This is a genomic window from Bdellovibrionales bacterium, assembly GCA_041662785.1.
Classification (GTDB): Bacteria; Pseudomonadota; Alphaproteobacteria; order UBA9219; family UBA9219; genus UBA8914.
In genome coordinates, this window is sequence record JBAZRW010000002.1 from 65,770 (window position 1) to 89,239 (window position 23,470).

The window sequence follows — 23,470 nt, forward strand, 5'->3', positions numbered from 1 at the left end:
AACCTAGACAAAAACTAAGGTGAGGGGGCGTGGGCTTCTTGCCAATTTGTCACCATATGGTGGACTTGGCGGCCCGAATTTTTGTCGAGAAGATCCTCAAGAACAATTTGTCCTTTAGCCATTGCCTCGTGCAAGGTCTCCCAGCCTTTCTTTAACACGATGACATGGGGGTTTGTATACATTCTTGGATGCTTCTCTATGAAATGTGCATGGCCCAAGCGGTGTTCGCGCAGATGGTCGTTGACCAAAAGCTTATTCGGCGACATGCGGGCCCCTACCTCTTGATAGGCGAAGTAGCCGAGGCGATAACCATGAGGCCCTTTGATGCAGCTATAATCCGTCGCGCTTTCGCCGACATAGAGCATTTCGTCCGCGGCAACATCAAACATCCGCAGCATTGTTGTTACCTGCTCAAAACTTTTTTTGCCAATATAAGGGACAACTTTTTCGGCAAAGGCGATGGCGCGTGGATCGGTTAGGTTTTTCCGCCACGGTAGATTGAATCCTTCTTCATCGTCGGTTCTGGCAAAAATCAAAGAGACGTGATCGGGATTCAGTTCGGTAGAGCGAGTCAGGCGGCGCACAGCCGACTCGGCCTTGGTGGCCGTATGAATGATAAAGCCTGTTCCGTTGGTGTTGGCGTCATCCATGACGCGCGTTGCGCCGCTGTAGGCTTTGAATGAATCATGAGCCATCGCGAGGCCCTGTTCCAGCATCGAGTCGATATGGACTTTTGTTCCATTGCGCGGCGTGCCGCCCTCTATTCTGCCTGCTTCGCCTTCGGCTTTGACAAGCAGGTTGACGATTTGTGGCAAAGCTTCATCGGGCGCATGCAAAATATCCGGCATCTGAATTTGGCCGCGAATACGATCCGTATAATGCTTGATGGCATCGTTAGGTCTTTTTACACACTTGCCAAGCTCTTGCATGATGTGATGCAGGCCTTCAAGAGTCCTGTAGGTTTCAACGAGAGTGCCATCAAGATCGGAAACAATAAGCCGTACGCGCCAACAGCGCTCGGTCGTTATTGAAGGATCAATCGTCACGGGTTGCAGTGAAAACCTTGTGTGATTGCCTTCGTCAACTGATGGGACTGATAACATGGGAGGAGGGGATCCGTGTTGGCGTTGGTTTGTGGTTAATGATGATGGCCGAATATGGCCTTATAAAAAACAAATTGTCAAAAACTTTCATGCTTATTTTGAATAACTTATCTCGCAACTGCGAAGGAAAAGCGGGGGCTTGACCGACGTAGAGAACTCTTCGCAGTTGCACAAAAACATAAAGGGGGCTGGTTGAGTTTTAAATTGTGGATGGACTTGTGCAGAAGGCGTGTGATAGGAGAAAACGTCGTTAAAAAGCCTAATGTAGGCTCTTCGCCTTTTCCTTATCTTGATCAAAGCAGGAGAAACCTTTCATGGAAGACAATTCATTTTTACGGTTCATGGGCAAGCCCGATGGTGAGCTTCTTAATCCGTCCGTTTTGCCTATTCGCGTCTTGTGGTTCGAACAAAGGCATCGTTATTACGAGTATCTTAACAATCCAACTACAGAAAATCTGGAAAAGGTTTTTGGCATTTTCGGCAAACCCGACAATATCGAAAGTTTGCGCCTTGATCAGGGCGCAGAAGTTCCTTTTGCTGGTGACATGTTTTTCAAAACGACCTTTGGTCGGAACGTCAGCATAGGCACTGAGGCTCTCTTTTTATCACACGCAGGTGTGCATCTTGGTGACGGAGCCATTGTTGGTCAAAAGGCACGTCTTGTGACTTTGGGACATCCAACCCATCCCTCACAGCGGCACCTACACAAGATTGGGCCTATTCGTCTTGACACAGGTGCGATGTTGAGCGCGAACGCGATCATCATTAATGGAGGCCGTGCGGATCCCGTTGTGATCGGCGAAGGGTCTATTGTTCTCCCTTATGCGATTATATCCAAGAATGTTCCGCCCTATAGCCTTGTCACAGGCACGAATGAAATTCTTTTGCAGGGCAAGCAGTTCTTCCGGCCTCTTGATCCGATGAAGACTCATGAACAGCTCAGCCTTAAGAGCCGCCTGACCCCCGAAGGATTGGACAAGCTGGCCTCGGCGAGGGAGATTCTTTGCGGTCTGGACGACCTCCTGTCCAAAACGACGGATGCTACCTATACCGCTAAAACAAACATCTACAAGGAAACGGGAATCGCTTTGACCAGCCTGAAGAGCGATTTCTTCAGCGCGACCCCTCCGGCGATTCTTGCCTCTTGCCTCATTCCTTCCCCTGTTTATGTTACGGGAACAATTCCCGTTCTTAAGGAAAGGATGACCGTTAATCAGGGCTGTCGCTTTACGATTGATGAGGGCTCAAGCATTGAGTTTTCGGAAACAGTTTTGTTGGCGCCTTGGGTTGATTTGAAGGCCAAGAACAAAGGTACAATCCATTTCGAGCCAAGTGTTTGGGTCGGTGTGGGTTGTCGCATTATTGCCGATGCCAAAAAGATTACAATTGGACAGGGCTCTGTTATAGCCTCTGGGGCTCTTATCACGGGCGACGTTCCGCCTTGGAGCATTGTGACGAATGGCGGAAAAGTTCTGAAAGCCATGACCGAGGCTGACATCATCCCTCTACCGCCAATGTGGCGCGACTGGGATGCCTATGCCAAGGCTTTTGCGGATAACACCAAGACCGCTAGAGACATGCCTTCGCCTGAAAGGATGGAGCTGCTGCAAAAAGCCTTACAAGCAACGCAACCACTTAATGGCTAAAGAAAACAATCTTCCTTCACCCCTTATCAGCGTGGACATCATGACACAAAATCCTCACGATTTTCTTATTGGTCTTTATAAGGCGGGTCTAAGCGCCGCGATGCCAAGCCAGTGCGTGCCGGCGAACCTGCCTGCGCCGCCCAAGGGGCGGACGATTGTTGTCGGCGCGGGCAAGGCGGCGGCCTCGATGAGCAAGGCGGTGGAGGAACATTACAAAGGCAAGATTGATGCGGGTCTGGTTGTTACGCGCTATCTGCATGGGCTTCCGCTTAAGACGATTGAGGTTGTTGAGGCGGGTCATCCCAACCCCGATGATGCGGGGCGCAAGGCCGCGCAGCGCATCCTTGATCTGGCGGGAACGCTTACGCCGGACGATATGCTGCTTTGTCTAATTTCTGGCGGTGGTACGGCGCTGTTGACGTTGCCGGCGGCGGGGCTAGAGATGCCCGACATTAGAGCTGTGAACGATGCATTGCTCAAGTCGGGTGCGACGATCAATGAGTTTAATTGCGTTCGCAAGCATCTCTCGGCTATTTCGGGCGGACGTCTTGCTCGCGCGGCAAAAGGTGCCAAGGTTGTCTCGCTGATTATCTCGGACGTATCTGGCGATGATCTTTCGGTGATTGCTTCCGGCCCCACCGTTGGTGACGTGACGACGTTTGCCGATGCGCGGGATATTCTGCGTCGCTATGGCATCACGCCACCGCCCGCGATTGCTGCGTATTTGGAAGAAGCGCGAGAGGAAACCGTTAAGCCTGATGATGCGTGCCTCAAGAATGTTGAGAACATCTTGATTGCAACCTCACAAGACGCGGTAGAAGCGGCGGCGGCCTATGCGCGGGAGCAAGGCGTCACACCCTATATCCTTGGCAACGCGATTGAGGGCGAGGCCAAGGACGTGGCGCTTGTCATGGCGGGGATCGCCAAGCAAGTCGCGCTCCATGACCAGCCGTTTGCGGCCCCTTGCGTGTTCATTTCGGGCGGCGAGACGACCGTGACGGTCAAGGGAAAAGGCAAGGGTGGACGCAACAGCGAGCTGTTGATCCATATGGCGATGGCGATGCAAGGCAACCCGCGCGTTCACGCGATCTCATGTGGCTCGGACGGCTCGGACGGAACCGAAAATAACGCAGGCGCGATCTTGCATCCTGATACGCTGGCCAAGGCAGCGGCAGCAGGTGCGGCCAAGCCCGTCACCTATGCCGACAACAATGATTCCTATAGCTTCTTTAAGCTGTGCGATGGGATTGTTGAAACGGGCCCGACGCTCACCAACGTCAACGATATCCGTGCGGTTTACGTCACGGGGAAGTAAAGCCGATTTTGTACCGGTAGAAAAAGAGAGCGCGCCAAGGAAAACCTTGGCGCGTTTCTTTTGTCTTAACCATAGTCTTTTGTTGATTCCGCTCTATCCGATCCTGTAAAAAAGGCCTTCTATTAAAAAATCAAACGTCATTCTTTGAAGGGATCGGTTATGAAAGTCATTAAGGATTTTACAGATTTGTATCTTGAATTATGCAACAAGCCTCGTGCCGGATGGGTGGCTCGTCAAGTGAAGCAGCCAGAGACGGTTTGGCAGCATACAGAGCGCGTCACCTTTTTATCAGAAGAATACGCGCCACAGTATCTTGGAAAAAAGAGCGTCTTTCATTGTAAAATGTTGGGACTATCCCATGATTTGCCGGAAGGCATTATGCATGACATCACCCCGCATGATAGGGTTACAAAAAAGCAAAAACAGGATTTGGAATTCCTTGTTATCGATCATATTGGAATGATGCCTTACAAAGAAGGGGATATTTTCAATGGTGCGGTGATGCGGGAGTATTTCTTGGAGTACGAGGCGCAGGAAACGCCTGCTGCCAAGTTCGTTGGCAAGATTGACAAGCTTCAGATGGGGGTTGAAGCGCTCAATATCGAGTTGACCAACCGTTGCGCCTATAGCCTTCAGCCTTTCTGGGATTATATTGAAAAACATCTTCAAGATTCCCCCCTTATGGAGGTTTTCGTTAATTTGAAAACAAGACGTCCAGCCTCTGCTTATCTTAAGCCTGAGATTGCAGTTCCGCCTAAGCCCCCCGGTTTTTTTGAGCAGATACAGCAAGAAGTTTTGATAAAAATGGGGCGGCTGCCTATTCCTAAGGAATACCCTACACTGCGGCGCTGATGGACGGCAGCCACGCGCCGAAATCTTCTTTGGCGCGGGTGGCATAGGCTTTTTTGCGCTCGCGCTTGCCTTTGACCGTTGTAATCGGCGGGAAGAGGCTAAACGTCACATTCATCGGCTGAAACGTGTCGGCATTGGCTTGCCCCGTGACGTGGGCGAGCAGCGCGCCCATCGCCGTGGTGCGCGGCGGCGGCGTGAGGGGTTGGCCCAAGGATTCCTGTGCGATGAGAAGACCCGCCACAAAGCCCATCGCGGCGGATTCGACATAACCCTCAACGCCCATGACTTGCCCTGCAAAGCGAATATGCGGGAGGGACTTCAGCCGAAGCGCGTGGTCAAGAAGGCGCGGGCTGTTGATAAACGTGTTGCGATGAATGCCGCCTAAACGGGCGAAAACAGCGTTTTTAAGCGCCGGAATTAGACGGAAAACGCGCTTTTGGTCGCCATATTTCATCTTGGTTTGAAAGCCGACGATATTCCACAGCGTGCCATCCACGTTATCCTGCCGCAGTTGCAAAATCGCATGGGATTTTTTGTCCGGTGCATGGGGATTGGTGAGCCCCACGGGCTTCATGGGGCCATAGCGCAGCGTGTCAATCCCGCGTGAGGCCATGACTTCGATAGGAAGGCAGCCTTCGAAATAGGGCGTGTTCTTTTCCCATTCTTTGAACGCCACGGTTTCGGCGGCCAGCAGCGCAGCGATAAAGGCTTCGTAACCGTCCTTATCAAGGGCGCAGTTGATATAGTCGCTGCCATCGCCTTTGTCATAGCGTGATTGCATCCACGCTTCGTTCATGTCGATGCTCTCGCGCTCGACAATCGGCGCAATCGCATCAAAGAAGTGAAGGGATTCCTCGCCCGTTATCGTCCGGATACTCTGCGCCAGTGCATCTGAGGTCAGGGGGCCAGAGGCAACCAGCACAGACATTTGCGCGTCATCAAGGGGCAGGGCGGTGATCTCGCCGCGCTTGATGGTGATCAGTGGGTGAGCCTCTAGCGCCGCCGTCACGTCCGCTGCGAACAGGTCGCGATCAACGGCGAGCGCGCCGCCAGCGGGAAGCTTATGCTTATCCGCCATCGACAGGATCAATGAGCCGCCGCGCCGCATCTCGTCATGCAAAAGGCCAACGGCATTATAATCGCTGTCATCCGAACGCAAGGAGTTGGAGCAGACAAGCTCCGCCAGCTGATCCGAGTGGTGGGCAGGCGTGGCCTTATTGGGGCGCATTTCATGGAGGATAACGGGCAGGCCGCGCTGCGCGATCTGCCACGCTGCTTCACTGCCCGCAAGGCCGCCGCCAATGATGAGGATAGGGGCCGACACGAAGGGGACTTATTCCTTCACGTCCGCCGCGACCTGCATCTTGATGATCTTGGACGGATCGCTGACCTTGCCGTTATCAAGGCGTGATCCTGTCTTGATCTTGTCCACGAACTCCATGCCAGAGGTCACATGCCCCCAGACGGTATATTGTCCGTCAAGATAGGAGGCATCATCAAAGCAGATGAAGAATTGGCTATCGCCGGAATCGGGGCTGGCCGCGCGGGCCATCGAAACCGTACCGCGTACGTGCGGCGACTTGCTGAACTCGGCCTTCAGTTTTTGGCCAGAGCCGCCCGTGCCGTCGCCCTTGGGGTCACCCGTCTGTGCCATAAAGCCCGGAATGACGCGGTGAAAGGCAAGGCCGTTATAGAAGCCCTGACGGGTCAGCTCTTTGATGCGGGCGACGTGGTTCGGCGCTAGATCGGGGCGAAGCTGGATCACGACGCGGCCATCCGCAAGGTCAAGATAGATTGTGTTTTCAGGATCAAGTGTGGTTTTGGCGTCTGCGAACTGGGTCATGGGCAAAGCTCCGATAAGAAAGGCGAAAAGAAGAGTGAGAATGGTTTTTTTGGTCATTGGCGCACCCTGTGGTTTGTTGTATGAGTTTTCTATACTCAAGACAATTTAAGAGTTGGGTTATAGTATAAGAGGAAAAAAGAAAACGGGATGCCCGTTTTCACGGGCATGACGGGATTAGTGTTTGATTCTAACCCTCTATCGTCATCCCCGCGAAAGCGGGGATCCCGTTTGTTTTCTTTCTTATTTGCCAACTCTTAAAGTGGAAAAGGTATACTTGTTTTTTATCTTGGTGGGAAGGGCGTAAATGAAGCGTAAGGCGCTATTTTTGGATCGGGATGGCGTGATCAACGAGGATGTCAACTTCGTCGGCACGGTGGAGCGGTTTGCCTTTAAGCAGGGAATCTTCGCTTTTCTTCGCGCCGTGCAGAGCCTTGGGTATCGGCTGGTTGTCGTCACCAACCAATCGGGGGTGGCGCGGGGGCTTTATACCGCGACCGATCATGAAACCGTGACCGCGCATATGCTGGCCGCGTTGGCGCATGAGGGCATCACAATCGATGCGGTTGAGACATGCTATCATCATAAAGATGGAACGGTTCCGCCCTATAACCGCGCCAGCTTTTGGCGCAAGCCGAACGCGGGCATGATTCTTGACGCGGCGCAGCGCCTTGGGATTGATCTCACGCGTTCCGCGATGATAGGGGATAGGGAAGGCGATATGCTGGCCGCGCAAAACGCCGGTATTCCCGTGCGGCTGTTGCTTTCGGCCTCGGCGGCGCTGCCAGAGGGGGCTGCGCGGATGGCCTCGTTTGACGAGGCGTTGGCCTTCTTAAAGAAAGCCTAGTTTGTCGTGAATCCGCCGATGTTGCGTAGGTAAAACTGGAACAGGATTGTCCTGCCCGCTTCAACATCCACGCGTTCGGTGTAGTTGCGCGAGGCCGTGACGCCTGTGCGGAAACATTCATCCTCATAGATCAGGCCAAAACCTGTGCTGCGCGGGCCGGGGGCTGGGTTGATTGCTTGCGTGTGGTTTGACGTCAGTGACCAGTATTTGGCAAAGGCGGAAGAAAGGCTATAAGTGACTTCCTCCATTCTATTGTTGGTGATGGTTGCCGTGTTCGGTTGATTGACGGAAAGATAATGGACAGACGGCCTAAAGAGGTTGGGGCCTGCCGAGGCTCTGACTTCCTGTTTAGAGAAAGTCAGGTCTTTTTGATCCAGACGGAAACCGTAGTTGATGTTGAAGTAACTGTTGGGCGCGATGTCAAGACGGCCAACGTAATCCGAAAGTTGTTCGGTAAGGCCCGACCCTTCGTTAAAGGAGGAGTCGCGGTTCAGGCGAAAGACTTGACCCCCCACCATTTCAATGCGTCCGCCGTTGGCGCCTGTAATCGCGTGGCGTAGGCCATAGGCCGCGCGCGTGCCGCCTTCCACGCGGTCATTGCCGGCATAGCGGTTGGGGGAAAACAGATTGGTTTCGTCAAACTCCATATCCAGACTGTCTTCATTGGGCAGCAGCGTGTGGCGCGAGACGCGTGGCGCGACGGAAAGAACGGCAATAGGCTCTAGCAATTGCTGATACGTCTCGCCATGACGCCCCAAAGGATAGCGCAAGGACAGATCGCCTTGAACAAAGGGGCGCGTGTGCACAACATTGGTGAAGCCGGTTCCCAGCGGAACATCGGCCATCGGCACATGATCCGCCCAATAGCTGTCCGAGCGAACAAGACCCGACACGGTTGTCAGGAAGCCGATGGACGAGGCCATCTGGCGCTCCCAGCCTCCCGCAAGCGACAGGCGGCGGGTATTCGCGCCTTGACGATTGGGATCGACATCGGTGCGGCGAGAGGTGACAAGCAGACCGCTGTTAAAAGACCAGCGTCCGCCCAGCGTTTTGTTCGGCTCGCCAAAGGCGCTGTATTTCATTTCAGGCGCGACGACAGGTTCGACCAGCTGGCTTCCGGGGCGCTGGTCTTTAAAATAGTACATATTGCCAGAGGCGTAGTTGCGGCCTTTAAAATTCTCGACATAGGCGCGGTTGACCAGCACGTCGTCGCCCGCAAGGCTATAGCGCTGCAAATAGCTTTTATCCGTCGTATAGGCGATATCGGTTCCCGCCCGCCATGTCGGCGTCAGGTCAAACAGCGTCGTTCCAAAAAGATGGCCGCGCCATTGCTGCCCTTTGTCGACCCCTGCGCTGCTTATAAAGTCTGTGCGGGCGACGCTGCCCGACCATTTCATCGAACCGTTGACGAAGCGATAGCGCCAATCGCCTTTCATTTGAAGTTTGTCCGTCGTGCTGAAAAGGGGTGTGACAACCAGATCGCTGTTAGGCGCGATATCAAAGTAATAGGGCGTGCGCGCCACCGTGCCCAGCGTGTTGTTAAGGCCTGCGGTAGGGGTCAGGAAGCCTTGCCTGCGCCGAACGGTGGGGTCGGGGTGCGAAAAATAGGGCGTATAAAAAACAGGAATACCGTCAAATTCCAACGTCGCATCGCGGTAAATCACGTTCTTGGTTTCCGTGTCATGCGTGATGCGTCGCCCTTTAAGTTGCCATAGGGGAGGTTTTTTCGGATCGTCCTTGCATAGATCGCAAGCGGAATAAATGCCGCGTTGGGTGATAAGATAGCGGCCTTCGTAACGCTGCGCGTCATTGGCAACCAAACGGGATTTGTCCGGAAAGTAGATGCCGACTTGATCGATGAAGCCTTGCTTCATGTCGGATGTCATTTCCATTTTGTCGGCAAACAAAATCTCTCCCGCTGTTTCGGTCAGGGCGACATGGCCGCTGGCCTGCACAACATCCGTCTTTTTGTTATAGGTGACGTTATCGGCGCGCAGCACCTTATCGTTCATGCTGACTTCCACATGGCCTTGCGCGGTCATAATTTCGGTGTTTTCGTCATAGGCCAGATGATCGGCCAAAAGCAGCGGCGGCGGCGACGGCGCTTTTTCGGCAGCGCAAGCGGGCGCATGGAAAGAAAGCCACAAAAGCGTAGCCGCCAAACCGAACAGAGCGCACCGTCGCGCATGTTTTAAGCTTCGTTTTTGCATGCCTTCTGCTTGCCAGAGTCTTGATAAAGGGCGTCAACTTGAAAACCCGAAAACTTTTTGGTCGCTTTGATTAACCTATCTTGGTCTTAGCCGGCTTGGCGACGAAAAACTTTTCGGGTTTTCAAGCGGACTGAGTATAAACCGACAAGAATGTAATGGGCTGAAAACTTTGATTATTTGTTAACTTTTTGCTCGAAGTAGAATGGCGCCCGCTGGGGGCCGTTTTTTTCGTATTTCCTTGCCCTTTGGGGGCGTGCCCCATACATTTGCGGCATGAAAAACAGCCCTTCCATCTTTTTTTGCGCCATAGGCGGCAGCGGCATGCTGCCGCTGGCTTTGATCATGAAAGAGCGGGGCTCTGCCGTGAGCGGTTCGGATCGCGGGCGCGATCAGGGGCGTACGCCAGAGCGTTTCGCCTTTCTGGAATCGCAAGGGATTCGCCTCTATCCACAAGACGGCAGCGGCGTAACGCCCGCCGTCAGCCGTGTGGTTGTTTCGACGGCGGTTGAGGAAACCATCCCCGATTACCGCGCCGCACTGGATTGCGGCCTTCCCATCGTGCGCCGCGCCGCCCTGTTGGCTGAGCTTTTTAATGAGGCCAAGAAGCGCGTGGCTGTGGCTGGAACCAGCGGAAAATCCACGACCACGGGCATGATCGGCTGGATTTTGCATCAAGCGGGGCTGAGGCCGACCGTGATGAATGGCGCGGTGATGAAGAACTTTGTGACGCCAGAAATTCCTTTAGCTTCCGCGTTGGTGGGTGATCCTGATCTGTTCGTCAGCGAGGTGGACGAAAGCGATGGCTCGATTGATGGTTTTACGCCAACAGTGGCTGTTTTGAATAACATAGCGCTTGATCATAAGACGATGGATGAGCTGCGCGGCCTGTTTTCCCGTTTCGTCGGTAAGGCGCAAAGCGTCATCATCAATCTGGATAATGAAGAGACGGCGCGGTTGGCCAGCCCGTCCATGACCACCTATAGCCTGCGCAATCCGGCGGCGACGCTTGTCGCCAGCGATCTGGTTTTTAAGCAAGACGGCGTGCGCTTTAATGTTGTCCACACCCCCACGGGGGAGCGTGCGACTCTACGTCTTCCTGTGGTTGGGCGGCATAACGTATCGAACGCTTTGGCGGCGATGGGAGCAGCGATGGCTTTAGGCGTTTCTTTAACGACGTCGGCCAAGGCCTTGGAATCTTTTTCGAGTATAGCGCGGCGCATGGAAAAGATAGGCCAAGCGAAGGGCATGACCGTCTATGACGATTTTGCTCACAATCCCGATAAGATAGGGGCCAGTCTTGAGGCTTTGCATCAGTTTGATGGAAGGCTCTTGATTCTCTTTCAACCGCATGGTTTTGGCCCCCTTAAACTGATGAAGGATGCGTTTGCCGCGGCCTTCGTCGCGGGCCTGCGGCCACAGGACCGCTTGTATGTCGTCGATCCTCTTTATCTGGGGGGGACGGTGGATCGCTCGGTCACCAGCCTTGATTTGACCAAGGGCGTAGAGGAGCAGGGGCGGCAGGCCTTTTACCATCCCTCACGCGATGACGCTGCCGCCGCGATGGCGCTGGAGGCGGCTGCGGGGGATCGCCTAATTATTATGGGCGCACGCGATGACACGCTGCCCGCCTTGGCACAAGCCTTGCTGGACAAGGTGGCCAAATCCCTCTGATTTTCGTTTGATTACGACGAGCGTTTTTCCACGCTGCGTGGGCGACGAAGGAAGGCGGGCATATGCTCGCCAAAGCCTTGGCCATGATCGTCGCTGGCGCTGCTGTGGGCTAACGCCGCCGCTGATGCCGTCGTGTGGCCGTAAGGCTGAGGCGCGGGATGTGGCGGCACATGCGGCGATTCATAGATGGGTTCAGGGACTCTTTCTGGCGCAGTCTCTGCCATCACGGCCTGTTGGGTCTTATCCTGCCGTGGCGCACGCGCACGAGGGGGCTTGCCCCGTCCTCGTGGAGAAGAGGGCTTGCGATCGCGCCCCGAAGAGCGCCCTTCCTGAACGGGAGGCAGGTCGAGGGTTGAGCGTTCGATGTCTTTCTTGATCAGCGTTTCAATTGCGGCGACCAGCTTGCTTTCATCGGGAGTCATCAGCGTAAAGGCCGTGCCTTCCTTGCCCGCGCGACCTGTCCGCCCAATGCGGTGGACGTAATCTTCCGCGTTAAAGGGCACGTCGAAGTTAAAGACGTGGCTGACATCTGCGATATCAAGGCCACGCGCCGCAACGTCTGAGCAAACGAGAAGGGAGATGTTGCCGCTTCTGAAGGAATCCAGCGTTTCGGTGCGTGTGCTTTGATCCAGATCGCCATGCAAAGCGCCCGCGTTGAAGCCATGCTTTTGCAGCGATTTGTGGACGATGGCGACATCGCGCTTGCGATTGCAAAAGATAAAGGCGTTCTGCACCGCGTGATTGCGCAAAAGGGTGCGCAGCGCTTCGCGTTTGTGCCAGTCATTTGCGGTTGGCAAATTGACGATGGAATGCGTGATGTTCACACCCGTGCTGGCGGGCGGCGAAACGGTCACGGTTTTGGGATTGCTTAGGAACCGATCCGCCAGTTTGCGGATTTCGGGCGGCATGGTAGCCGAGAAAAACAGCGTTTGACGCATCGCGGGCAACAGCCCCGCGATCTTTTCGATATCGGGAATAAAGCCCATATCCAGCATGCGGTCGGCTTCATCAATCACAAAAATCTTGATGTCGTTGAGCATAATCTGCCCACGCTCAAACAAATCGATAAGGCGTCCGGGCGTGGCGATCAGCACATCAACGCCGCGCTCTAGCTTTTTGATCTGCGGCCCCATGTTCTCGCCGCCGATCAACAAAGCCATGCTAAGCGAAGGATGATACTTGCCATAGGTGCGGAAGTTTTCGGCGACTTGCGTGGCCAGCTCACGCGTTGGCTCTAAGATCAGCGAGCGTGGCATGCGTGCCCGCGCCCGTCCGCTGGAAAGAATTTCGATCATCGGCAGCGTAAAGCCCGCCGTTTTTCCTGTGCCCGTCTGAGCGCAACCGAGAACGTCCCGCATTTGCAGGACATAGGGGATGGCTTGTTCTTGGATGGGGGTGGGGGTGGTATAGCCGACGTCGTCAATGGCCTTGAGCAGCTCGTCGCTTAACCCTAAATCAGCAAATGTTGTCACGTTGTTTATAGTATCTTTCTTTTTTCTTTTCCATTGCGGCGAGCCATCGTGGCGCGCTCACCTAAAATGACCGGTTCAAAAAATCGTGGGGTCAATAGGGCAATAGTGTTTCGACAGGCCGCCTTCGGCTGTCTCACTTTTTGTGAGCGCATACATAGTCCTTTTTAGGGGGGAAAGCAAACGACAAGGGAGCGGTGCGTGATTAGTTGTTTGATTACATGGGGATGCAAGGTTTTCTTAAGCTAGTGGTAGTGTGAAGCTAAACCGCGCACCACCTTCGGCGCGGTTTTGCGCCCAAAGCTGGCCGCCATGAAGATGAATGATGCCCGACGCGATGGTGAGGCCAAGCCCCGTTCGTTTTGTTTGACCCTCTGGCGCGATGGAGCAGAACTTGTCAAAGATTTTATCTTCAAAGCCTTTAGGTAGGCCGATTCCTTCGTCTTCGATAGTGACAAGCATGACCGCGCCTTGCCGCCCAGCCATCAGGGTGATCGTGCTTTGCGGCGGTGAAAATTGCGCGGCGTTTTCCAAAAGGTTGATAATCAGCTGTTCAATCAAGACCGGATCGATCAAGACATCGGGAAGGGCTTCTTCGATCTTCTGGACAAACGTATGTTGCGCCAGAGCCGTTGTCAGGCGGGTGGCGGCTTGATCGATGCGTTCATGAAGAGAGGAGGGCACGCGTTGAGGCTCAACCGCGCCTTGCTCCAGATTGCTGGCATCCAGAAGATGCGTCACCGTTTTTGTCAGATGCTTTGTTTCCTGATGAAGCGTTGATGCGATGGCTTGCAGTGTTGTGGGATCAAGAGCTTCCTGAGGCTGCATAAGGCCTGCGACGGTTCCCGCAATCGATTCAAGCGGCGTACGGAAATCGTGTGTGAAGCTGGTCATCAAGGAATCCCGCAGCTTTTTGTTTTCGCTTTCGACGATGGCTTGCGCCGCAATCTCGCCAGCGCGAACGCGCTGAAGCGCCGAAGCCAAAAGGCTTGCCATCGTTTCCATCGCCAGAATGTTGTCATGGGTAAAAAGGCGCTCTTTGTCATAGGGAAAACTTCCTAAAACGCCCAAGGTTTCGCCTCCTGTGACGAGCGGCAGGTAAAAGCCTGCGGCGCTGGGCATGGTCGATGTGCCGCGCCCCGCGCCTTTCAGGTTCTCAAAGCACCATTGCAGCGCACCGAAATCATTGTAATAGGTATCTTGGGGCAGTTCGCCCAGCAGCATGGCGGGATGGCCTTGCGCGTTGGTCATCCAGACGGTCGCGTTGACATGAAGCGTTTTGTCCAGATAATCCGCAATGACTTGGGCGACCGGCAGACGACCCCGCGTGGCGGTTAATTTCCGTGTCAGAAGGTACAGGGCTTGCGTCCGCTCCTCCTTATCGCGGGCGGCGCGCGCTTGGCTGCGAAGGCGGGCGGCTTGCGTTGCGATGGCATAGCCCGTGATGAGCATCACGACGAAAGTCATAATAGACGACTGGTCATTTGCTCCTTGGTCGGGGTGCAGGCTCATAAAAAAGATATTAAGGGCAGACGCCGCCAGCAGGGCGTAAAACAAGGCAGGGCCAAGCCCAAGCTTGGTGGCCACAAGGACAATGCCCGTCAGGTACAAAAGAGCCTGATCCGTTGTCGTCAGGATTTTGTCCAGCCCTCCGCCTAAAAGGGTGAAGGCGACAACCGTGATAAACGCAATCAGGTAATTTAAAGGCCTGAAATGGGTGAGAGGCGATACGGTGGATTCCGGCGCGATAAGAGAGTCCTGCCGCGTGATAATAAGAATATCGATCACTCCGCTTTGGCGGATCAAACGGTCAATGGCGTGGTTCTTTAACAGATTACGCAAAGACCACGCGCTGTCTTTGCCGACAACGATTTTGGTGATGCCGTGCTTCCGCGCATAGGCGAGCGTTTCATCAATAATATCGTCGCCGCGCAAAGAAACCATTGTGCCGTCCAGTCTTTCGATGATGCGTTCCATCATTTCGGCTGAGCGGCGTTTGGTACGATTAGAGGCCGAGTCATATTCGCCGACTTCGACATAAAGGGCTGTCCATGGCGCTTTAAGCGCAATGGCAAGGCGTTTGGTGGCGCGGATCAATTTAACGGAGTCGTAATCCGTATCAATTATCACCAGCAGTTTTTCGGCCACGTTCGCGTGGGGGGAGGACTCGCTGGCCGTCGCGCTGCGTTCGGCATCTACGCGCTCGGCCATGCGGCGTAGGGCGATTTCGCGCAGACTGTTCAGGTTATCAATTTTAAAGAAGTTTTCCGCCGCGCGTTTGTTCGCGCCCGCCGCGACATAGACCTTGCCTTCGCGCAGGCGCAGCAAAAGGTCTTCGGGGTTGATATCGACCAGAACGACATCATCCGCCATATCGAAAACAGAGTCAGGAAGCGTTTCCTTGACCCAAATGCCCGTAGCGCTCGCGACAATGTCGCTAAGGCTTTCGATGTGCTGCACGTTAAGCGTTGTAAAGACGTTGATGCCCGCGTCAAGAAGCTCAATCACGTCGTTCCAGCGTTTGGGATGGCGCGAGCCGGGGGCGTTGGTGTGCGCCAGCTCATCGACGATGATTAGGGCAGGCTTGCGCTCTAGCGCTTTTTCCAAATCAAACTCATACAGCGTGATGCCGCGATAGGTCAGCGCTTGCGGGGTCAGGACGGGGATGTCTTTCAGCAATTCTTCGGTTTGCGGGCGGCCATGCGTTTCGACAAGGCCGACGACGACATCGACGCCTTGCTTGATTTGCTCATGCGCGGCGGTCAGCATGCTATAGGTTTTGCCCACGCCCGCGCAGCTGCCGAAAAAGATTTTCAGGCGTCCGCGCTTGTCCTTCTTTTCCTCTTTTTGAATCTGCTTCAAAAGGTCTTCGGGATCGGGGCGGCCATCGTCGGTCATGGGCGGCCTCCGCTTAGCCGATCTAAGGCAAGGTTGAGGAGAAGGACATGCACGCGCGGCTCGCCAAGGATTCCTAGCGTTCTGTTTTCCGTGGTTGCCTGAATAAGGGCGTGAACGCGCTCTAGGGGAAGCCCCCGCGCTTTGGCGACGCGGGCGGCCTGATAAAGCGCAGCGGCGGGAGAGATATGCGGATCCAGCCCGCTGCCTGACGCCGTGACAAGATCGGCTGGGATCGTGCCATTTTGGTTCTCATGCGCGTTGGAGAGAAAGGCGATGCGTTTGCGTATCTGGTCAATCAGCGCAGGGTTGGCGGGATTAAGGTTGCTTGCCCCCGAAGACAGGAAGGCATAGGGATGTCCCCCCGATGACGGGCGCGGCCAGAAATAACGCTCCCCCGTAAAGTTCTGACCGATTAGCGCCGAGCCGATGATTTTGCCTTGATAGGAGACAAGGCTGCCGTCCGCCTCGTGGGAGAAAAAAAGCTGCCCTGCAACCCATACGGCAGCGGGATAGGCAAGTCCCAACAACAGCGTGAAAACGACCAGCAGGGCGAGCGAGGCGCGAAGCGTTTTAAACATGGAGGCCTCCCGCGATTAGTACGATAGCCATATCAATCAGCTTGATCCCGATAAAGGGCGCTAGTATGCCGCCAAGACCATAGATAAGGAGGTTGCGCCGTAAAAGCTCACCCGCGCCCACAGGGCGATAGGCTACGCCGCGCATGGCGACGGGGATAAGGGCGACGATGATAAGCGCGTTAAAGAGCAGAGCGGAGAGAATGGCGCTGTGCGGCGTTGCCAGCCCCATAATGTTTAAACGGTCAAAGGCCGGATAGGTTGCCATAAACACGGCCGGAATAATCGCAAAATACTTGGCGATATCGTTTGCGAGGCTAAAGGTTGTGAGAGAGCCGCGAGTCATGAGCAGTTGCTTGCCGATTTCGACCACCTCGATCAACTTGGTGGGATCCGAGTCCCTATCGACCATGTTGGCCGCTTCCTTGGCGGCTTGCGTGCCGCTGTTCATCGCCACTGCAACATCGGCCTGCGCCAGCGCGGGCGCGTCGTTCGTGCCGTCGCCCACCATGGCGACCATCTCGCCGCCTTCTTGCATTTTGCGGATATAGGTCAGCTTCGTTTCGGGCGTTGCCTGCGCGATAAAATCATCCACGCCCGCCTCGGCGGCGATGGCAGCGGCGGTCAGAGGGTTATCGCCTGTCACCATCACGCTTTTAATGCCCATGGCGCGAAGCGAGGTCAGGCGCTCCTTAATGCCTTTTTTGACAATGTCTTTGAGGTGAATGACTCCCAGAGGCTTCGCCCCTTCCGTAACCATAAGCGGCGTGCCGCCTTGCCGCGCAATGGTTTCAATCTGTTTGTGCAGGGTTGGAGGCACGCTGCCGCCCTCTTTGATAACATGGGCCTCAATGGCATCGCCTGCGCCTTTAAGGGTCGTGATGTTCCCTTGGGTCACGCCGCTAATACGCGTATCGGCAGAGAAGGGAATAAACACCATGTCCTCGGTTTTAGCGGGAGGCGTCAGGCCATAGGATTGATAGGCCAGATCAACGATACTTCTCCCTTCGGGCGTTTCATCGGCGAGAGAGGAGACGAGGGCGGCTTTGACAAGCTGGATCGGCGCGACGCCCTCTGCCGCGAAAAAAGCGACGGCTTGCCGGTTGCCCAGCGTAATCGTGCCTGTTTTATCAAGCAGCAGGACGTTGATGTCGCCCGCTGCCTCGACCGCGCGCCCCGATGTGGCGATGACGTTGGCTTGCATCAAGCGGTTCATGCCCGCGATCCCGATGGCCGAGAGAAGGCCGCTGATCGTCGTGGGCGCAAGGCAGACAAGAAGGGCGATAAGGACGGTCAGGCTAACAGGTGCGCCAGTAGATATTTGTTGCACGTTGTATAGAGAAAAGGGCAGCAGCGTGGCGCAGGACAAAAGGAAGATAAGGGTCATCGCGGCCAAAAGAAGCCCCAGCGCGATTTCGTTGGGCGTCTTCTGGCGCTTCGCGCCTTCGACCATCGCGATCATCTTATCAAGATAGCTTTCGCCCGCATTGGCCGTGACCTTGATCACAAGCCAGTCCGATAAAACGCGCGTGCCACCTGTCACCGCATCGCGGTCGCCGCCGGACTCGCGGATCACGGGGGCGCTCTCGCCCGTGATGGCGCTTTCATCGACCGAGGCCGCGCCTTCGATCACTTGCCCGTCGGCAGGAATGAAATCGCCCGCGCAGGCGTACACGCAGTCGCCTTGCCTAAGGGCGCTGGCCGGAACGGCTTGAACCTTTTGCTTGTCCGCTGAATCGTCCAGCTTTTTGGCCATGATGTCGCTGCGCGATTGTCGCAGTGTGGCGGCCTCAGCTTTGCCGCGCCCCTCGGCGTAGCTTTCCGCGAAGTTTGCGAACAACACTGTAAACCAAAGGATGAGGGAGACGGTCAGCGTAAAGCCAAACGTGTCGCCTTCGGGATTCTTAAGCGCGGCCATCGCATCGATAAAGGAAAGGATCGCACCGACAAAGACAACAAACATCACCGGATTGCGCATCTGATGAAGGGGAGATAGGCGCAGGATTGCAAGCTTGAGCGGCTCGATCAGGTCTTGGGGGGAGAGGCGGATAGGCGTTGCGCTCTTATTCATCCAAGGCCTCCTGCCGCCATCAAATGAAAGTGCGCGGCCACGGGGCCCAAAGAAAGCGCTGGAATAAAGGTCAGGACGCTAAGGATCACAATCGTGCCAACGAGAAGTCCGATAAAAAGAGGAGAGGCCGTGTCCAGCGTTCCGGCGGAGGTGGGCGTGATCTTTTTTGTGGCCATAGAGCCCGCGAGCGCTAGAAATGCCACAATCACGGCATAACGGCCTAGCAACATGCAAAAACCCAAAAGGATATTGTAAAACGGCGTGTTGCTGTGAATGCCGCCAAAGGCGCTACCGTTGTTGTGGCTGGCGGAGGATAAGGCATAAAGGATTTCGCTAAAGCCTTGCTCCGCCGGATTGCCAGTGCCGCTTTGTCCCGCCTGCGTCATGACGGCCAACGCCGCCCCGCCCAACGTCAGAAAAGCGGGGATCAGGACGATTAGCGACACCATTTTCATATCAAAGATGCCGATTTTTTTACCAAGATATTCGGGGCTGCGGCCAATCATCAGGCCCGCAATAAAGACCGTGAGAAAGACGTAGACGAACAGGCCGCATAGGCCGCTGCCGATGCCACCAAACACGACCTCGCCAAAGTGGATGAAAAGAAGCGGGATCAAGCCTGCCAGCGGCATAAAGGAATCGAGTGCCGCATTCGTAGAGCCACTCGATGTCGCGGTGGTCAGGCTAGCCCACAGGGTCGATCCGAAAACGCCAAAGCGCATTTCTTTGCCTTCCATGTTGCCTAAGGCCGGATCGACGCCGAGTGCCGATAAAAGAGGATTGATTTGATGCTCGGCCATAAGGCCCAATATGGCAAGTGGAATGAGGAGAGAAAACATTGCCCACAAAAGCGCCCGCCCATCGTGGGGCCTACGCGTCATCGCGCCAAAACAAACGGCGCTTGCCGCGGGTATTAACAGAATGGCCAGCATTTGCAGGAAGGTTGAAAGCGGTGTCGGATTTTCAAACGGATGGGCGGCGTTTGCCGAGAAAAAGCCGCCGCCGTTCGTGCCAAGTTGTTTGATGGCCACTTGCGAGGCCACGGGGCCCGTCGCGATGATTTGCGAAGCTGTGGGGTCCAAGGGGGATACAACAGAAACCTCACCGAACGTTTGAACGACGCCTTGCGAGATAAGAAAGAGGGCGAACAGAAAGGCAAACGGCAAAAGCAGATACAAAAGGCCTTTGATCAGATCGCTCCAAAAATTGCCTAGTGTTTTGCTGTTATCACGCGCAAGGCCTCGTATAAAAGCGATGAGGATGGCAAGCCCCACGGCAGCGGATAAAAAGTTCTGCACGGCAAGCCCGATCATCTGGCTTGCTGTGGTCACGGTGGTTTCGGGGACATAGGATTGCCAATTCGTGTTGGTGACAAAGCTGGCCGCGATGTTTAAGGCAAGGTCGGCGCTTATGTCGGGAAACGGCTGGTAGAGAAGAAAAAGAAAAAGGACGAGTGCGCCAGCAAGGGAAAATACAAGAACGCTTGCGGCATAGGTTTTCCAGCCCATCTCTTCCTTGGGGTCGATGCCGCCCAGTTTGTACAGGGCGTTTTCAAGGGGCTGCATCAGGGGCGTCAGAAACGTGTGCTCGCCTTCAAACACCCGCGCCATATATAGGCCAAGCGGCTTCATTGCGATCAACAGGATCGTGAAGAACAGGGCGACTTGCCCCCACCACGCAAGGGGAAGGGAGAGAAAGCTCATGGAAACAGCTCCGGCTTAAACAGCGCGAGGCCAAGATAGCCAAAGAGAAAAAGCGTCGCCAGAGCGGCAAGAATGATCATCGTCGGGTGGTTCCTTTAGGAGAAAAAGGAAAAAGGCAGGTAGGCTTCAGCGGGTTATACCAGCGACCATAAGAAATGACGTGTGACGATAAAAAGAAAACGGGATTCCCGCTTTCGCGGGAATGACGGGTTTAACGTTTAGTTTTAACCCATAATCGTCACCCCCGCCCCGTATCAAGTACGGGGCAGGCTCCAGCGGGGGTCCCGTTTGTTTTCTTCCTATACGAGTCATTTCATAGGGGCGTTGGTATTAGACTCTATTTATTCTTTGTCATCCCCGCGAAGGCGGGAATGACGTAAGGGGAAACGTAAGGTATCGAGGCTATTCTTCATCAAGAGTTAGGCTTGGTCTTTCCGGTAACGCTGTAGGGTTCCCTCCCCCTTGCGGGGAGGGATAGGGAGGGGGGAGTGACGCTTGGCACGATTACAATTAGGGATCCCCCCAGTCGCTCTCCCCCCTCCCTTGCTTCCACCGCTATCGCGGTGGTAGCTTTTCCTCCCCGCAAGGGGGAGGGATATGTGGCCGCAAGGGGAGGGTGATTATTAAAATTCTAGACTCGACCCCCTTTCTTATTCTTCATCGAGCTGACGTCCATAGATTTCGCGTTTGCCCACATGGTTGGCCTCGCTGATGATGCCGTCTTTTTCCATGCGTTCAATAAGCGTCGCGGCGCGGTTGTAGCCAATCGAAAGCTGGCGCTGCACATAGCTGATCGAAGCCTTGCGGTCGCGCAGGACGACATCGACGGCCTTGTCGTACATCTCATCGCCTGAATCGTTGCCGCCGCTAGAAAGGCCCTCTTCGTTTTCGCTTTCGTCTTCGGTTACTTCGTCCAAATAGTCGGGCTCGCCTTGTGCCTTAAGGAAGGCGACGACGTCCTCAACCTCTTTGTCCGAGACAAAGGGGCCATGCACGCGCGTGATGCGTCCGCCGTCTGCGCGGTAAAGCATGTCGCCTTGTCCTAAAAGCTGCTCGGCTCCCTGTTCGCCCAAGATGGTGCGGCTGTCGATTTTTGAGGTGACTTGGAAACTAATGCGCGTGGGGAAGTTGGCCTTGATCGTGCCCGTGATGACATCCACCGAAGGCCTTTGCGTGGCCATCATAATATGAATGCCAGCCGCACGCGCCATTTGCGCGAGCCTTTGGACGGCGGCTTCGATTTCTTTACCCGCGACAAGCATTAGATCGGCCATTTCGTCCACGATCACGACGATAAAGGGCAGGGGGGTCAGATCAAGGGGCTGCTCTTCGTAAACAGGCTTGCCCGTCTCGCGGTCAAAGCCCGTCTGCACCGTGCGAGTCAGACTTTCCTTATTCTTGGCGGCTTCACGCAGGCGGATGTTATAGCCGTCGATGTTACGCACGCCCAGCTTGGACATGGCGCGGTAACGCTCTTCCATCTCGCGCACCGTCCATTTAAGCGCCATGATGGCCTTCTTCGGCTCGGTCACGACGGGGGCGAGCAAATGCGGAATGCCTTCATAGATCGAAAGTTCCAGCATCTTGGGATCGATCATGATGAAGCGGCATTTTTCAGGTGGCAGCCGGTAAAGGAGAGACAGGATCATGGTGTTGATGGCGACGGATTTGCCCGCCCCTGTCGTTCCGGCGATCAGCAAATGCGGCATCCGGATCATGTCGGTGATGATGGGCATGCCCGCGATGTCTTTGCCCAGCACCAAAGGAATAGCGCCTTTATGATCGGTATAGACTTCGCTGCTGAGAAGATCGCGTAGGAACACCATCTCGCGCTTCTTGTTGGGCAGTTCAATGCCAATGACGTTGCGACCTTGCACAACGGCAACGCGCACCGAGACAGCGCTCATGTTGCGGGCGATGTCGTCGGCCAAGGATATGACGCGTGAGGAACGCGTGCCCGGTGAAGGCTCTAGCTCATACAGCGTGACGACGGGGCCCGGACTTACCTTGGTGATTTTGCCGTACACGCCAAAGTCGGCAAGGACGGATTCCAAAAGTTTGGCATTTTTCTCTAAGGCTTCCTCGGACAGATCCGGTGCGCTTTTGCGAGACGCTTCTGGCCATTGCAGCAATTCTAAAGGTGGCAAGGCGTGAGAGCCTTCGGCTCGCAAGGGTAGGCGAGCTTGCCTTCCCGTTGGTTTGGGTCTGCTGATAAGGGGCTTTTTGACGGTGCGTTTTAGGGGGCGGATAAAACCTTCTTCCTCTTCCTCATCCTCTTCTTCGTTCTCGTCTTCCTCCTCCTCCTCTTCTTCTTCGACTTCTTCGTCTTCAGCGGGCCATTCTTGATCGCGGTGGCGCAGGCGGTTCCACAGCGCTTGGCTCTTGTTGATCAAAGAGGTCGTGGCGCTATGTGCCATTTGGTGCAGGAGCCTTACGAAATCATGCCACTCGCCAAAGGTCAGCGCGCAGGCCATGTAAAGGGTTCCCAAGGACAACAAGCCCATTGTGACGGCCACGATGATCCCGCCGCCCGTTTTGGGCAGAAGGCCAAGGAGCGCTCCTGCGATAAGTTTTCCAAAAGAGCCTCCCCAAAAACGGGTCATGCCTAGGGACGCGTCGGGGGTAAGGGCGGCCATCGCGATTCCGGCGGCTAGTACGGACAAAAAGGCGGCCAGTGCGCGACTCCATGGCAAATCAAGTCCGCGCCCTTCGCTAATCCGCCAACCCCAAGCCGCGAGAACAATGGACAGTAAGATCGAGGCAATGCCCCAGTATTGCCATAGAAAATCGGCAAGGTAGCTCCCCGTTGTTCCAAAAAGATTGTGGATGACGTCGGTTGAGGCCGCGTTGAGTGAGGAATCTTCAGGGTGGTAGCTAATAATAACAAGCGCCAAGACAACCGCCAGCAGGATCATGGCGATCCCTTCGACGCGGGCGAGGAGTCGCAAAAGGGCCGCCCGCAAGGAATCCGGCATCCAAGGCGAGCCGCCGCGGCGATAACGTGAAGAGGTGCGAACAAGAGGACGTTGTGACATAAGGCAAAAAACTCAATGAACGACAAAAAGAAGCGGGTGGGGACATTCTTGCCGATTCGGGCGTTCCTGTCACCTTGTCGTTATACGCGTAGGGTTCAACCTGAAGAAACGAAAAATCCTGCCAAAAACAAACAAAATAGCGTCCGTTAACTTCTTGCACACCGTTATTGTTGCATGACTGAAACTGTAGGGGAGGCGACTCACAGGGGTGAGTCGAGGGCTTCTCGTAAAAAGC

General features: G+C 55.0%; 15 protein-coding genes. 5 read left to right on the top strand and 10 right to left on the bottom strand.

The genetic code is table 11. From position 1 onward, the window contains the following. Positions 1–14: 14 nt before the first annotated feature. Positions 15–1,103 (bottom strand): hypothetical protein, encoded by a 1,089-nt coding sequence (locus WC612_02745; protein ID MFA6279694.1) that lies wholly within the window; start codon positions 1,101–1,103, stop codon positions 15–17. Between the two features lie 314 nt (positions 1,104–1,417). On the opposite strand from WC612_02745, the gene WC612_02750 reads away from it, so the two are divergent. From WC612_02750 to WC612_02760, 3 genes are all read left to right on the top strand, one after another. Then, on the top strand, positions 1,418–2,749 hold the full coding sequence (locus WC612_02750) for a hypothetical protein (GenBank protein MFA6279695.1): 1,332 nt from the start codon (positions 1,418–1,420) through the stop codon (positions 2,747–2,749). Beyond that, positions 2,742–4,064, top strand: coding sequence for a glycerate kinase (locus tag WC612_02755; GenBank protein MFA6279696.1), 1,323 nt, complete (start codon positions 2,742–2,744; stop codon positions 4,062–4,064). Before WC612_02750 ends, WC612_02755 begins: the two co-directional genes overlap by 8 nt. Before the next feature lie 159 nt (positions 4,065–4,223). After that, positions 4,224–4,916, top strand: a complete 693-nt coding sequence (locus WC612_02760) for an HD domain-containing protein (GenBank protein ID MFA6279697.1) — start codon at positions 4,224–4,226, stop codon at positions 4,914–4,916. Here WC612_02760 and trmFO read toward each other — a convergent pair. Then, entirely contained in the window at positions 4,900–6,240 is a 1,341-nt protein-coding gene (gene trmFO, locus WC612_02765; protein MFA6279698.1) for a methylenetetrahydrofolate--tRNA-(uracil(54)-C(5))-methyltransferase (FADH(2)-oxidizing) TrmFO, read from the bottom strand. The genes WC612_02760 and trmFO overlap by 17 nt on opposite strands. Before the next feature lie 9 nt (positions 6,241–6,249). Next, positions 6,250–6,816: a peptidylprolyl isomerase gene (locus WC612_02770; protein ID MFA6279699.1), complete on the bottom strand. Its 567-nt coding sequence runs from the start codon at positions 6,814–6,816 to the stop codon at positions 6,250–6,252. Positions 6,817–7,063: 247 nt separating this feature from the next. Here WC612_02770 and WC612_02775 point away from each other — a divergent pair, with 247 nt between their 5' ends. After that, positions 7,064–7,603 (top strand): HAD family hydrolase, encoded by a 540-nt coding sequence (locus tag WC612_02775; protein ID MFA6279700.1) that lies wholly within the window; start codon positions 7,064–7,066, stop codon positions 7,601–7,603. Here WC612_02775 and lptD read toward each other — a convergent pair. Next, on the bottom strand, positions 7,600–9,813 hold the full coding sequence (gene lptD / locus WC612_02780) for an LPS assembly protein LptD (GenBank protein MFA6279701.1): 2,214 nt from the start codon (positions 9,811–9,813) through the stop codon (positions 7,600–7,602). The two genes, WC612_02775 and lptD, sit on opposite strands and share 4 nt — an antisense overlap. A 273-nt stretch (positions 9,814–10,086) precedes the next feature. Between lptD and WC612_02785 the strand changes: the two genes are divergently transcribed. Next, positions 10,087–11,484, top strand: a complete 1,398-nt coding sequence (locus WC612_02785) for a Mur ligase family protein (GenBank protein MFA6279702.1) — start codon at positions 10,087–10,089, stop codon at positions 11,482–11,484. Positions 11,485–11,495: 11 nt separating this feature from the next. On the opposite strand, the gene WC612_02790 is transcribed toward WC612_02785, so the two are convergent. The 6 genes from WC612_02790 to WC612_02815 form a co-directional block, all read right to left on the bottom strand. Continuing rightward, a complete protein-coding gene (locus WC612_02790; GenBank protein ID MFA6279703.1) occupies positions 11,496–12,956 on the bottom strand; it encodes a DEAD/DEAH box helicase in 1,461 nt (486 codons plus the stop codon). Positions 12,957–13,193: 237 nt separating this feature from the next. After that, positions 13,194–15,851, bottom strand: a complete 2,658-nt coding sequence (locus tag WC612_02795) for a sensor histidine kinase KdpD (protein MFA6279704.1) — start codon at positions 15,849–15,851, stop codon at positions 13,194–13,196. Further along, positions 15,848–16,429 carry a potassium-transporting ATPase subunit KdpC gene (gene kdpC / locus WC612_02800; protein ID MFA6279705.1) on the bottom strand — a complete coding sequence of 194 codons (582 nt, stop codon included), beginning with the start codon at positions 16,427–16,429 and terminating at the stop codon, positions 15,848–15,850. The genes WC612_02795 and kdpC overlap by 4 nt, the downstream gene beginning before the upstream one ends. Further along, the gene (kdpB, locus tag WC612_02805) at positions 16,422–18,497 is read right to left on the bottom strand and encodes a potassium-transporting ATPase subunit KdpB (protein ID MFA6279706.1); all 2,076 of its coding nucleotides are present in this window, start codon (positions 18,495–18,497) and stop codon (positions 16,422–16,424) included. The genes kdpC and kdpB overlap by 8 nt, the downstream gene beginning before the upstream one ends. Then, a complete protein-coding gene (kdpA, locus tag WC612_02810; GenBank protein ID MFA6279707.1) occupies positions 18,494–20,200 on the bottom strand; it encodes a potassium-transporting ATPase subunit KdpA in 1,707 nt (568 codons plus the stop codon). The genes kdpB and kdpA overlap by 4 nt, the downstream gene beginning before the upstream one ends. Before the next feature lie 650 nt (positions 20,201–20,850). Beyond that, on the bottom strand, positions 20,851–23,235 hold the full coding sequence (locus tag WC612_02815; protein ID MFA6279708.1) for a DNA translocase FtsK 4TM domain-containing protein: 2,385 nt from the start codon (positions 23,233–23,235) through the stop codon (positions 20,851–20,853). Positions 23,236–23,470 lie beyond the last annotated feature (235 nt).

Bases quoted from the DNA above. Each gene is read 5' to 3' on its own strand.
- WC612_02745 (MFA6279694.1), bottom strand. From the start codon at position 1,103: ATGTTATCAGTCCCATCAGTTGACGAAGGCAATCACACAAGGTTTTCA.
- WC612_02750 (MFA6279695.1), top strand. From the start codon at position 1,418: ATGGAAGACAATTCATTTTTACGGTTCATGGGCAAGCCCGATGGTGAG.
- WC612_02755 (MFA6279696.1), top strand. From the start codon at position 2,742: ATGGCTAAAGAAAACAATCTTCCTTCACCCCTTATCAGCGTGGACATC.
- WC612_02760 (MFA6279697.1), top strand. From the start codon at position 4,224: ATGAAAGTCATTAAGGATTTTACAGATTTGTATCTTGAATTATGCAAC.
- WC612_02770 (MFA6279699.1), bottom strand. From the start codon at position 6,816: ATGACCAAAAAAACCATTCTCACTCTTCTTTTCGCCTTTCTTATCGGA.
- WC612_02775 (MFA6279700.1), top strand. From the start codon at position 7,064: ATGAAGCGTAAGGCGCTATTTTTGGATCGGGATGGCGTGATCAACGAG.
- lptD (MFA6279701.1), bottom strand. From the start codon at position 9,813: ATGCAAAAACGAAGCTTAAAACATGCGCGACGGTGCGCTCTGTTCGGT.
- WC612_02785 (MFA6279702.1), top strand. From the start codon at position 10,087: ATGAAAAACAGCCCTTCCATCTTTTTTTGCGCCATAGGCGGCAGCGGC.
- WC612_02795 (MFA6279704.1), bottom strand. From the start codon at position 15,851: ATGACCGACGATGGCCGCCCCGATCCCGAAGACCTTTTGAAGCAGATT.
- kdpC (MFA6279705.1), bottom strand. From the start codon at position 16,429: ATGTTTAAAACGCTTCGCGCCTCGCTCGCCCTGCTGGTCGTTTTCACG.
- kdpB (MFA6279706.1), bottom strand. From the start codon at position 18,497: ATGAATAAGAGCGCAACGCCTATCCGCCTCTCCCCCCAAGACCTGATC.
- kdpA (MFA6279707.1), bottom strand. From the start codon at position 20,200: ATGAGCTTTCTCTCCCTTCCCCTTGCGTGGTGGGGGCAAGTCGCCCTG.
- WC612_02815 (MFA6279708.1), bottom strand. From the start codon at position 23,235: ATGTCACAACGTCCTCTTGTTCGCACCTCTTCACGTTATCGCCGCGGC.